Consider the following 11,750-nt stretch of genomic DNA (forward strand, 5'->3'; position numbering starts at 1 on the left):
TGGTGCGGGAGGGGCTCCGGCTCCTGGTGCAGGCCATCGAGAAGCCGGGGGCGGGCCTGCCGCCGGCGGACGACCCGCCCGTCGACCTCGTCGTCCGGGCGTCCACCGGGTCTCGCCTTGCCCGGGCAGCAGGCCTGACGCACGCTGTTCTTATGGGGACGCAGGACGGCCCTACGCTCATCAACTCCGTCCAGCGGGCCATGCGGCTGCTGGAGGCGGTGAGCGCGCACGAGAACGGCGCGCCGGCCAAGCAGCTGGCGCGTGAGACCGGCCTGCCCCTGGCCACCGCCTACCACCTGCTGCGGACGTTGGTGCACGACGGGTACGTGCGGAAGCTGGACGACGGCGGCTTCGTCCTCGGCGACAAGCTCCAGACCCTCCGGTCCACCGGCCGTGCGCAGGCGCTGCTCAGCCGCGTCCGGCCCAGCCTCGCCGCACTGCGGGACGAGCTCGCGAGCGCCGCCTACCTCACGTTCTACGAGGAGGGCGAGATCCGGGTCGCCGAGATCGTCGACGGCCCCGGCACCCCCCGCGTCGACCTCTGGGTGGGCTTCGAGGACGCGGGGCACGCCACGGCGCTGGGCAAGGCCGTACTGCGGGAAATGGACGAAGAGGCCCGTCAGGACTACCTCTCCCGCCACCACCTCGCCGACCTCACCCCGCGGACGATCACCAGCCTCCCCGAACTGCTCCGGCGGCTGGAGGCCCCGCCCCTGGCCCCGGCCATCACGGACCTGGAGGAGTACGCCCTCGGCACGGTCTGCGTCGCCGTCCCGGTCTACAGCGGGGACACGCTCGGCTCACTCGGTGTCTCGCTGCCGTCGAACCGGCTCTCCCGGCTGCCGGAGATCCGCGAACGGCTGCTTCCGACCGCGAGCCGGGTGACGAGGGGCCTCTCGCTCACTATCTGAAAAACCTCTCCTTGCCCGCGCCTGGGCTCACCCCGTTCTCTGGATGAAACGGACATTCCGAGGGTGCATCCCGAGCCTCGCGCCCCGTTCACAGGTGAGGACTTCGATAAGAACATGAGCCATGCGCGAGACCTTGGTGGCGACCACCGGCCTGCACGGCCCTTCGGCTTCCGAGTGGCCGGTGCCAGGACGCCGGCCCGCAGACGCGCCCTCGCGCAGCTGGCCGCCGGTTCTCCCGTCCTGCCCGCGCTGGTCGTCTTCGTCGTCGTGCTCGCCGGTCTCGCCGAGGGCGCCGGGATGATCTGGCTGCCGCTGCTCGTGGCCGGCCCCGCGCTGGCGGCCACGACCAACGGGCCGCGCGGTGTCTTCTGGGTCGGATTCCTCACCGCGGTGCTCGGCGCCGTGCTCGGGTTCCGGGACGGTGTGCCGGGCCGGGAGCTGACCGCCGTGCTGACGGCCCTGGTGACGGTCACCCTGGCGAGTGGCCTGGCCAGCGTCCTGCGTGGGCGGCGGGAACGGGTGCTCGCGGCCGTCCGCTCGGTCGCGGAGACCGCCCAGCACGCGCTGCTCAAGCCCGTACCGGCGACGGTCGGGCCGTTCCAGGCGGCCGTCCGCTACAGCGCGGCGGCGGCCGAGGCCCGCATCGGCGGGGACCTGTACGCACTGATACCCACCCCGCACGGGGTCCGGCTGATCGTCGGCGATGTGCGCGGCAAGGGGCTGCCCGCCGTGGGAACCGCGGCGCTGGTGCTCGGTGTCTTCCGGGAAGCCGCCCACGACGAGCCCGACCTCCTCGCCGTGGTCGAGCGGATCGAGCGGAGCCTCGCCCGCAACCTCGGGCACGACGACTTCGTCACCGCCGTGGTCGCCGGATACCCGCGGGCCGGGCACCTGGAGGTCGTGAACTGCGGGCACGCGCCTCCGCTGCTGGTCCGTGCCTCCGGGAGCATCAGCGCCGTGGAGCCCCCGCACCCGGCTCCCCCGCTGGGTCTGCGCGCCCTCACCGGTCACACTCCCGCGCTCCGGACGCTGCCCTTCGCCGACGGCGACCAGTTGCTGCTCTACACCGACGGGGTCACCGAGGCCCGCGACGGCGCACGGGCCTTCTATCCGCTCGCGGACGGGCTGGCCCGCCACGTCTCCCATGAGCCCGGGCGCACCCTCGACGCCCTGCACGACGAACTCCTGACCCATGTGGGCGGCCGGTTGCACGACGACGCGGCCCTGCTCCTCATCCGCAAGCAGGCCGCACGCATCACGGAAGCAGACGGCCCTGAAGCGAGCGGCCCCGGCCCTACCGCTCCCGTCCCGGTGCGCGAGGCGAAGTGCCGTTCCTGAGAGCCGCCGCGACCGCCCCGGGTCACGTCTCGCGCAGGTCCTTCACCCGGCGGATCTTGCCGACGGAGCGCTCCAGGGTCTCCGGTTCGACGATCGTCACGTCGGCGGTGATGCCGATGCCGTCCTTGACGCCCTTCGCGATCGTCCCGGCCGCGGCTTCGCACTGCCCGGGACCGGTGCCGGGGCGTGCCTCGACACGCACCGTCATGTGGTCCAGGCGGCCGCGCCGGGTCAGCTGGATCTGGAAGTGCGGGGCGACACCCTGCGTGCGCAGCACGATCTCCTCGATCTGGGTGGGGAAGACGTTCACCCCGCGCAGGATGATCATGTCGTCGCAGCGGCCGGTGATCTTCTGGATGCGGCGGAACGCGGGCCGGGCCGTGCCGGGCAGCAGCCGGGTCAGATCGCGGGTGCGGTAGCGGACGACCGGGAGGGCCTCCTTGGTCAGGGACGTGAAGACCAGCTCCCCCGTCTCGCCCTCGGGCAGCACCTCACCCGTGACCGGGTCGACGACCTCGGGGTAGAAGTGGTCCTCCCACACGTGCAGTCCGTCCTTGGTCTCCACGCACTCCTGGGCGACGCCGGGCCCGATCACCTCGGACAGGCCGTATATGTCGACGGCGTGGATGCCCATCCGCTCCTCGATCTCGCGGCGCATCTCCTCCGTCCACGGCTCGGCACCGAAGATGCCCACCCGCAGACCGCTGCCGCGCGGGTCGATGCCCTGCCGTTCGAACTCGTCGAGCAGGGTGAGCATGTAGGACGGGGTGACCATGATGATCTCGGGCCGGAAGTCCTGGATGATCTGCACCTGGCGCGCGGTCATGCCCCCGGAGGCCGGGATCACCAGACAGCCGGCGCGCTCCGCGCCGTAGTGCGCGCCCAGGCCGCCGGTGAACAGCCCGTACCCGTAGGAGATGTGCACCTTGTGGCCCGGGCGGCCGCCGGCGGCGCGGATCGAGCGGGCGACGAGGTCCGCCCACATCGACAGGTCGTTCTCCGTGTAGCCGACCACCGTGGGGCGGCCGGTGGTGCCGCTGGAGGCGTGCACGCGGCGCACCCGGTCCATGGGGACGGCGAACATGCCGAACGGGTAGGTGTCCCTCAGATCGGCCTTCGTGGTGAAGGGGAAGCGGGACAGGTCCTCCAGCGAGCGGCAGTCGTCGGGGGAGACCCCGGCCGCGTCGAACTTCTGCCGGTAGGCCTCCACGTTGTCGTAGGCATGCCGCAGGCTCCGGCGCAGGCGGTCGAGCTGGAGCTTCCGCAACTGCTCGCGTGTCAGGCGCTCGCCGTCGTCGAGCAGGTCGTGGGGGAGGGGCTCGCCGCGCCGCTGCTCTCCCGGCTCCGGCACCGGCGCCCGGGAGGGGGTGGTCTCGCTGGTCATTCGGGACTCCTCCGGCCTCGTGCAGCCGATGCTACGGCTGCGGCCCGGAAATTCTCCTGGCCCGACCGAACATCTACCACGGCACCCGTGCCTGTTCTATGATGAACCGAACGAATGGTCGGTTGGGAAGTGAGACGGATGGACACGACACGCTCCAGCCCCGCGGGGACGGACGGCGCCGAGCCGGATCTCCAGCAGCACTTCGACGCGACGATCGCGCGGGACCAGCGGATCGAGCCGCGTGACTGGATGCCGGAGGGCTACCGCAAGACACTGATCCGCCAGATCGCGCAGCACGCGCACTCGGAGATCATCGGCATGCAGCCGGAGGGCGAGTGGATCACGCGCGCCCCGTCGCTGCGCCGCAAGGCCATTCTGTTCGCGAAGGTCCAGGACGAGGCCGGGCACGGGCTGTACCTCTACTCGGCGGCGGAGACGCTGGGCGCCGACCGCGCCGATCTGACCGGGCGGCTGATCGAGGGCCGCCAGAAGTACTCCTCGATCTTCAACTACCCGACGCTGAGTTTCGCGGACGTCGGGGTGATCGGCTGGTTCGTGGACGGCGCCGCGATCTGCAACCAGGTGCCGCTGTGCCGCTCCTCGTACGGGCCGTACGCACGCGCCATGGTGCGGATCTGCAAGGAGGAGTCCTTCCACCAGCGGCAGGGCTACGAGCTGCTGATGACGATGATGCGCGGCACCCCCGAGCAGCGCGAGATGGTGCAGGACGCCGTGAACCGCTGGTGGTGGCCGTCGCTGATGATGTTCGGCCCGCCCGACGACGCCTCGCCCAACTCGGCGCAGTCCATGGCCTGGAAGATCAAGCGGCACAGCAACGACGAACTGCGCCGGCGCTTCGTCGACATGACCGTCCCGCAGGCCGAGAAGCTCGGCGTGACGCTCCCCGACCCGGAGCTGCGCTGGAACGAGGAGCGGGGCCACCACGACTTCGGCACGCCCGACTGGGACGAGCTGATGCGGGTCATCAAGGGCGACGGCCCGTGCAACGACCAGCGGATGGAACGGCGCCGCACGGCCCACGAGGAGGGCGCCTGGGTACGCGAGGCGGCCACCGCCCACGCGGCCAAGCAGGCGGCCCGCGAGCGGAAGGGAGCGGTGGCATGACCGCCGACAAGCAGGACTGGCCGCTGTACGAGGTGTTCGTGCGCGGCAAGCGCGGGCTGAACCACGTCCACGTGGGATCGCTGCACGCCGCCGACGACCGCATGGCGCTCACCCACGCCCGCGACCTGTACACCCGCCGCAACGAGGGCGTGTCGATCTGGGTCGTGCGCTCCGAGCACATCGCCGCCTCCACCCGCGACGAGAAGGACCCCTTCTTCGAGCCCAGCGCCGACAAGGTCTACCGGCACCCGACCTTCTACGACATCCCCGACGACGTCCCCCACATCTGAAGGAGAGGGCATGAGCGACGACCACGTCTACCTGACCCTCGCCGAGGGACATGAGGACGACACCCGCTGGGCCTACGGCACCGGCTTCGAGGACCCCCTGCACGGCGTCGACACCGCCGTGCCCGAGGGAGTGGACGCCGGTGAACTGGCCGCCCTCTGCGTGACCTTGGCCGACGACGCCCTGGTCGCCGCCCAGCGGCTCGCCGAGTGGACCACCCGCGCCCCCGAGCTGGAGGAGGAGGTGGCGCTGGCCAACATCGGGCTCGACCTGCTCGGCCAGGCCCGTCTGCTGTACTCCCGCGCGGGCCAGGCCGACGGCACCGGCCGCGACGAGGACGCCTACGCCTACTTCCGTGACGCCGGCGACTTCCGCAACGTACGCCTGGCCGAACTCCCCAACGGCGACTTCGCGTTCTCCGTCGTGCGGCTGCTGGTGTTCGCCAGCTGGCGCCTCGCGCACTTCGAGCGGCTCACCGCGCACCGCGACCCGGTGCTCGCGGCGATCGCCGCCAAGGGCGTGAAGGAACTGGCGTACCACCGCCAGTACGCGGCCGAGTGGGCCGTGCGCCTCGGCGACGGCACCGAGGAGTCGCACCGCCGGACGCGCAAGGCGCAGGAACAGGTGGCGCCCTACCTGGGCGAGCTGTTCACGGCGTACGACGTCCGCGACGAGGTCGTCGCCGTCCTGCGCCAGGTCACCGAGGCGGCAGGACTGCCCATGCCCGTCTACCGGCCGCTGCCCGGCTCGGGCCGCGCCGGGGAACACACCGAGCATCTCGCCCCGCTGCTGGCCGAGTTGCAGGGCGTGGCCCGCGCTCACCCGGAGGCGACATGGTGACGGCACTCCTGGACGCGCGACGGGCCCGGCGTATCGCCGAGCAGGTACCCGACCCCGAACTGCCCATGCTCACGCTGGCCGACCTCGGAGTGCTGCGCGAGGTGGCCCTGACCCCGGACGGCACGGTCGTCGCCGACCTGACCCCGACCTACTCGGGCTGCCCGGCGATGGCGGAGATGCGCGCCGGCGTGGCAGCCCGGCTGCGCGAGGCGGGGTACGCGCGCGTGGAGATCCGCACCGTCCTCGACCCGCCGTGGAGCAGTGACTGGATCACGGCGGCCGGCCGGCGCAAGCTCGCCGAGCACGGCATCGCCCCGCCCGGCGCCGCGCCCGCACGCCCCGCCGGCCCGGTCCCGCTCGTGCTGTCGCCGGCCCGCCGCTCGGTGCCCTGCCCCCGCTGCGGTCACCCCGACACCGAGGAGACCTCCCGCTTCGGCGCCACGTCCTGCAAGTCCCTGTGGCGCTGCCTCGCCTGCCGCGAGCCGTTCGAGTACGTCAAGGAGATCTGATGGAGGACCTGATGGAGCCGGCCCCCGCCCCGGCGGCACGCCCGCCTGCCCGCCGACGTCCGGTCTTCCACCCCCTGCGGGTCGCCGCCGTGCAGCCGCTGTGCGAGGACGCGGCAGCTGTGAGCTTCGACATCCCGGCCGAGCTGGCCGAGGAGTTCACCTTCGCGCCCGGCCAGTCGCTCACCCTGCGCCGCGACATCGACGGCCGGGACGAGCGCCGCTCCTACTCGATCTGCGCACCCGCCGGCACAGCGCCGCGCATCGGCGTCCGGGTGGTGCCGGGCGGCCTGTTCTCCTCCTGGCTGGTGCACGACGTACGTCCCGGCGACACCGTCGAGGTGATGGCACCCACCGGCGCCTTCACGCCCGACCTCACCACCCACGGCCACCACGTCCTGATCGCCGCCGGTTCCGGCATCACGCCCATGGTCTCCATCGCCGAGTCCGTCCTGGCCGCAGACTCCCGCTCGCGCGTCACCCTCCTCTACGGCAACCGCCGCACCGGCACGGTGATGTTCGCCGACGAACTCGCCGACCTGAAGGACCTCTACCCGACGCGGTTCCAGCTCGCCCACGTCCTCTCCCGCGAGCCCCGCGAGGCCGAGGTGCTCTCCGGCCGCCTCGACGCCGAGCGGCTGGCCGCCCTCGTCGACGCGCTGGTCGACGTGGAGTCCGCCGACCACTGGTGGCTGTGCGGCCCGCACGGCATGGTCCGCGCCGCCCAGCAGGTCCTGACCGGCCTCGGCGTGCCCGCCGACCGCGTCCACCAGGAGCTCTTCTACGCCGACGACGAGCCCGTCCGCGAGGTCCAGCACACCGAGGCGGGTCCCACCGGCCCGGTCAGCCAGGTCACCGTCACCCTCGACGGCCGCTCCACCACGTCCCCCCTGCCCCGCGACCGCAGCATCCTCGAAGGCGCCCAGCAGACCCGCCCCGACCTGCCCTTCGCCTGCAAGGGCGGAGTCTGCGGCACCTGCCGCGCCCAGGTCACCGACGGCAAGGCGGAGATGCGCCGCAACTTCGCCCTCGAACCGTCCGAGGTCGACGCGGGCTACGTCCTCACCTGCCAGTCGTTCCCGGTGTCCGAGGCGTTGACGGTGGACTTCGACACCTGACCACCCGACCGGCACGCCAGCCTGCGTCCCCAGCCCTGGCCCGGAGCTTCGACGAAGCGGTGGGTCAGTACGCACAGGGGCAACAGGAGGGCGAAGAAAGCCACTTCGAGCACGGCGTCGTCGTCACGCCTGCGGCCGACGGTGCCGTCGATCACCGCCAGCAGCACCGGATGCACCAGATAGACCGAGTAGCTGATCGCCCCCAGACCGGTCAGCAGCCGCGGTACGCGCCGGTGGCGCCGCGCCAGTCCGGCCGCGAAGGTGAGCACGGCCAGCAGGAACGCCACGATCCAGCCGCGCCGTGTGAAGTGGTGGCCGTCGCCGTACCGGTAGGCACTCCCCACGGCACAGGCGATCACCAGGACGGCGCTGCCCCCTGCGCCGTGCCAGGTGCTCTGCCCCCGCTCGGCACGGTGGACCGCGGTACCCAGGAACATGACGGCGAGGATCACCAGTCCCTCCCACAGAGGGACCGTGCCATTGAACGGAACCAGGACGAGTGCGAGTACGCCGCCCAGCACACCCCCGAACACCCGCACCGCGGGTGAGCCGGAGCTCGCACAGCACAGGGCGACCCCCATGGCGATCGACGCGAAGGTGATCAGCGGGCCGGTGCCGGTCAGTCCGGACAGGGCGGAGACCGGCAGCACGGCCCCCGCCGTCGCGCTCACCACGGCCAGCACGGCCAGGACGACCGCGACCGCGGCGGACCGCCGGTGCAGCCGGACCGTGAAGAGGGCGACGACCAGCAGGTAGAAGCACATCTCGTACGAGAGCGTCCAGAGGACGAGCAGGACATTGGGTGTCCCCAGCAGCTCCTGGAGCATGGTGGCGTGGGCCACGGCCACGGCGACAGCGCTCTGCGAGCCGAAGCCGCGCAGCTCCGCGAGACCCAGGAAGTCGACGGCGAGCAACACCGTGACGACGACCGCCCACAGCGGGTACACCCGGAAGACCCGACCGATCCAGAACGCCCGCACGCAGCCCCGGCGTTCCAGGGATGCCGGGATGATGTAGCCGCTGACCAGGAAGAACACCATGATGCCGTAGCGGCTGGTGTTGAACTGCGGCATCAGCTCCGCCCGGAAGTCCGGCATGAAGGTGTGGGACGAGTGGTCGAACACCACGACGAGCGCGGCGAGGCCGCGCAACGCGTCGAGCCAGCCCAGCCGCCGGCTCACCGGTCGCAGGGCTTGACCTCGTAGTGCTCGATCTCGTCCTTGGACACCGGCTCGCCCCAGGAGTTGTCGATCACCAGCGTGCTGCCCCGGCGCAGAGTGACCGGCCAGCTGCGGATCGGATCGCCCGCAGCGGTGAGAACCATGACCCGGGGGACACCCCACGAGCTGCACACGTCCTCGCGAGCGACCACGTTCACCTTGATGCCCCACGGGCGCACGCGCTCGGCCAGCGCCAGCTGGGCGTCAATGCCGAAGCTCGGATCCCTGACGGTGATTTCGACACTGCCGTCGTCGTGGCGCTCCGCCGCGTACGCGCCCGCGTCCGCCGGCGAACCGGGCACCACCACCGTCGCCGTCCACGCCGCCGCGCAGGCCGCCGTGACCACGGCGATCCGGCGCGGAGTGAACCGGCGGAGCACGGAAGTCCTCGCCCGGCCCCCGGTCGTGCGGGCCGGGGTCTCGCGCAGCTCGATCTCCCTCTTCAGCTCACCGAGCAGCCGGTCCTCGAACGTCGTCCTCGTGCTCATGCTTCCCCCCTTGCCACGTACACCAGCGATGCCTCCGGCGTCTGCGCGGCGCGGCAGTGCGTCTCCTCGCGCAGTGCCTTGCGCGCCCGGTGCAGCCGGACCCGGGCCGTGACCTGGCGGATGCCCAGTGCGGCCGCGGCCTCGGTGACCGTGAGCTGGTCGACCGCGATCAGTTCCATGACGGCCCGCTCGCCCTCGGGGAGCCGCGCCAGCGCGGCCAGCACCCGTCGCCCGGGGCTCTCCGCGTCGAGCTTGTCCTCGATGCGGGCGATGTCGTCCGGCTCCAGCAACCGGCGCCCGGAGATGCGCCGGTCGCGCTCGGTCTCCCGGGCGACCCGGCGGCGCTCCGACGACACGACGTTGCGCGCGATGCCGTACAGCCAGGCGGTCTCGCTGCCGAGGTGCGGGCGGTAGGTCCCGGCCGAGTCGAGGACCGCGAGGAAGATCTCGGCCGTCAGGTCGGCCGCCGTGTGCGGATCGTCGACCCGCCGGGCCACGAAGCGCAGCACCGCGTCGACGTGACGCCGGTAGAACTCCTCGAAGAGCCCCGGATCACCGACCGCCGCAGCGGGCCCACCCCGTAACCGTTCCGCGTCGTCCACGAACGTCCCCTCCTCGTCGACAGGTGCCTGTCACTTGTTCTTGGAACGGGGCGCGCAAAGCGTTACAGGATGTGCCGGCCTTCCGCCCTAGCCGGCGCGCAGTACCCGCAACGCCGTGAGGGCGACATGGAGTTCGGTGCGGCGTTCGCCGGATTCCAGGTCGGTGTCGAGGAGGCGTTCGATGGTGCGCAGGCGCTGGTACATGGTCTCCCTCGACAGGCCGCCGCGACGGGCCGCCGTGGTCTTGTTGCCGGCGGCGTCGAGGTAGTGGCCCAGGGTCGTCAGCAGGTCGGTGCCATGCCGGGTGTCGTGGTCGATGAGCCGGCCGAGCCGGCGTTCCGTGTAGTCCTGGATCCGGGTGTCCTCGCGCAGCGTGTACAGCAGCCGGCGCAGGTCGATGTCCGGCAGCTCGTGGAAGGAACGGTCCGCCGGGAGGCTCTGGCCGGGCGGGGTGGCCTCTATGACCCGGGCCGCCTCCCGGAACGAGCGTGCGGTGTCGGCGAGATCCGCCACCTCCGAGCCGACTCCGACGATCGCCTCCGGCGCCAGGGCCAGTGCGGTGCGGCTCAGCCGTTCGGCCACGGGCCGCCAGGGCTGGGCAGGGCGCAGGGCCAGCAGCACGCCGAGGCGGCCGTGGGACAGCTCGCCGACGAGGGCCGGGACTCCGGCCGACCTCAGCTCCCGGTGCAGCCGGGTCTCCGGCTCGGCGCCTTCCCCGCCGGGGCCCAGGTCCACGAGGATCGCCAGGAAGACGCCGGCCTCGGTAGGAAGGCCCAGCGCGGCGCAGCGGGCGTGGACGTCCTCGGCGGAATGGTGGCGCTGCTCCGCCAGCTCCCGCAGGACGCTGCGGTGGGCCGTGCGCTCCCACAGCGTGGAGTGGATGAGCCGGGCCACGGTCAGGGCCATCGCCGTCCGCTCCAGGACGGTGATGTGCTCCGGCTCGAAAGCCGGCCCGTCCGCGGGCAGCATGGCCAGACGGCCCCAGCGTTCGCCCTGGTAGGAGACGGGCGCGGTGAGCCAGCCCTCCGGACCGGCCACCTCGGTGTGGTCGCCGGGTGCGGCCGCCCGGGAACGCCGCTCCCAGTCCCCGAGCGCCTCCTCCACCGTGCTCCCCGAGGGCTCGCAGATCAGTGCCTGGTGCACCAGGTTCTCCAGCACGACCGTCCGGCCGCTCATCTCCGCCGCCGCGCGCACCACGTCCTCCGGCCCCGCCCCGCGCAACGTCAGAGCCGTGAACGCCTCGTGGATCCGCTGGGTCCGCCGCATCGCGTCGGCCTGGTTGCCGAGGATCAGCGCGTGCACGACCTGCGTCACCTCCAGGAAGTTCACGTCCCGGGCGAGGGTGACCAGGGGGAGCCCCCGGGCCCTGCATGCCTGCACGAGGGCATCGGGAGGCCGGTGATAGCGGCGTACGAGTTCGATGACCAGGGCGGCCGCTCCCACCTCGGTCAGTTCGTCGACGTAACGGCGCACACCCGCGGCGTCCTCGGGCAGGGGCATGCCCGTGGTCAGGACCAGCTCGCCGCCCTTGAGGAAGGAGGCCGGGTCCGTCAGCTCGGTGATGTGCACCCAGCGCACCGGCCGGTCCAGCGCGGTCAGACCCGTGACGACCTGGGGCTGTCCGGCGGCCAGGACCGGCAGGGCGAGGACATCGGCGAGGGTGGGTGCGCGACCGGCCGGGGCGGGGCCCCGGCCGACCGTCGGGGGGTGATCTTTCACGGTGCCTCCCTGCGTGCCCGGTCACTCTGACAAGCGGGGCTGACCTGCGCAAGAGCTGGCCACGGGAGGGACAGGCGGTGCCGGGGAGGTTCGGTGGCTGACACAACGTCCGAACAACGGGTTCCGGCTGGACAGATCAGGCGTTGTCGCGTTTCGCGGCGGCTTGGATGCTCGGACACCGGAGCTGAGCCAACCAACCACACCTCGTCGT

12 protein-coding genes are annotated in these 11,750 nt (G+C 72.2%); 7 read left to right on the forward strand and 5 right to left on the reverse strand.

Annotation, left to right across the window (positions count from 1 at the left end):
- Positions 1-152: 152 nt before the first annotated feature.
- Together IO24_RS0132860 and IO24_RS0132865 are read left to right on the forward strand one after the other, a co-directional pair.
- Positions 153-911, forward strand: coding sequence for an IclR family transcriptional regulator (locus IO24_RS0132860; protein WP_031142167.1), 759 nt, complete (start codon positions 153-155; stop codon positions 909-911).
- 114 nt (positions 912-1,025) lie between these two features.
- A complete protein-coding gene (locus IO24_RS0132865; protein ID WP_078899453.1) occupies positions 1,026-2,249 on the forward strand; it encodes a PP2C family protein-serine/threonine phosphatase in 1,224 nt (407 codons plus the stop codon).
- Positions 2,250-2,271: 22 nt separating this feature from the next.
- Here IO24_RS0132865 and paaK read toward each other — a convergent pair whose 3' ends face one another.
- The gene (gene paaK / locus IO24_RS0132870; protein WP_031142171.1) at positions 2,272-3,633 is read right to left on the reverse strand and encodes a phenylacetate--CoA ligase PaaK; all 1,362 of its coding nucleotides are present in this window, start codon (positions 3,631-3,633) and stop codon (positions 2,272-2,274) included.
- Between the two features lie 138 nt (positions 3,634-3,771).
- Here paaK and paaA point away from each other — a divergent pair, with 138 nt between their 5' ends.
- Genes paaA through paaE form a run of 5 tightly spaced genes read left to right on the forward strand, consistent with a single transcriptional unit; the run spans position 3,772 to position 7,510 of the window.
- Entirely contained in the window at positions 3,772-4,758 is a 987-nt protein-coding gene (gene paaA, locus IO24_RS0132875; protein WP_031142173.1) for a 1,2-phenylacetyl-CoA epoxidase subunit PaaA, read from the forward strand.
- Positions 4,755-5,048, forward strand: a complete 294-nt coding sequence (paaB, locus tag IO24_RS0132880; RefSeq protein ID WP_031142175.1) for a 1,2-phenylacetyl-CoA epoxidase subunit PaaB — start codon at positions 4,755-4,757, stop codon at positions 5,046-5,048. The genes paaA and paaB overlap by 4 nt, the downstream gene beginning before the upstream one ends.
- 10 nt (positions 5,049-5,058) lie before the next feature.
- Positions 5,059-5,886: a 1,2-phenylacetyl-CoA epoxidase subunit PaaC gene (gene paaC / locus IO24_RS0132885; protein ID WP_031142177.1), complete on the forward strand. Its 828-nt coding sequence runs from the start codon at positions 5,059-5,061 to the stop codon at positions 5,884-5,886.
- Entirely contained in the window at positions 5,880-6,395 is a 516-nt protein-coding gene (gene paaD, locus IO24_RS0132890; RefSeq protein ID WP_031142179.1) for a 1,2-phenylacetyl-CoA epoxidase subunit PaaD, read from the forward strand. The genes paaC and paaD overlap by 7 nt, the downstream gene beginning before the upstream one ends.
- Entirely contained in the window at positions 6,395-7,510 is a 1,116-nt protein-coding gene (gene paaE, locus IO24_RS0132895; protein ID WP_031142181.1) for a 1,2-phenylacetyl-CoA epoxidase subunit PaaE, read from the forward strand. The genes paaD and paaE overlap by 1 nt, the downstream gene beginning before the upstream one ends.
- Here the strand turns inward: paaE and IO24_RS0132900 are convergent.
- The 4 genes from IO24_RS0132900 to IO24_RS0132915 form a co-directional block, all read right to left on the reverse strand.
- Positions 7,447-8,691, reverse strand: coding sequence for an acyltransferase family protein (locus IO24_RS0132900; RefSeq protein ID WP_234335319.1), 1,245 nt, complete (start codon positions 8,689-8,691; stop codon positions 7,447-7,449). The genes paaE and IO24_RS0132900 overlap by 64 nt on opposite strands.
- Positions 8,688-9,218 carry a hypothetical protein gene (locus IO24_RS42225; protein WP_045296869.1) on the reverse strand — a complete coding sequence of 177 codons (531 nt, stop codon included), beginning with the start codon at positions 9,216-9,218 and terminating at the stop codon, positions 8,688-8,690. Before IO24_RS42225 ends, IO24_RS0132900 begins: the two co-directional genes overlap by 4 nt.
- Positions 9,215-9,820 (reverse strand): RNA polymerase sigma factor, encoded by a 606-nt coding sequence (locus tag IO24_RS0132910; RefSeq protein WP_031142188.1) that lies wholly within the window; start codon positions 9,818-9,820, stop codon positions 9,215-9,217. The genes IO24_RS42225 and IO24_RS0132910 overlap by 4 nt, the downstream gene beginning before the upstream one ends.
- Before the next feature lie 87 nt (positions 9,821-9,907).
- Entirely contained in the window at positions 9,908-11,539 is a 1,632-nt protein-coding gene (locus tag IO24_RS0132915) for a PucR family transcriptional regulator (protein WP_031142190.1), read from the reverse strand.
- Positions 11,540-11,750 lie beyond the last annotated feature (211 nt).

Source organism: Streptomyces flavovariabilis, assembly GCF_000725785.1.
Taxonomy (GTDB): domain Bacteria; phylum Actinomycetota; class Actinomycetes; order Streptomycetales; family Streptomycetaceae; genus Streptomyces; species Streptomyces hawaiiensis.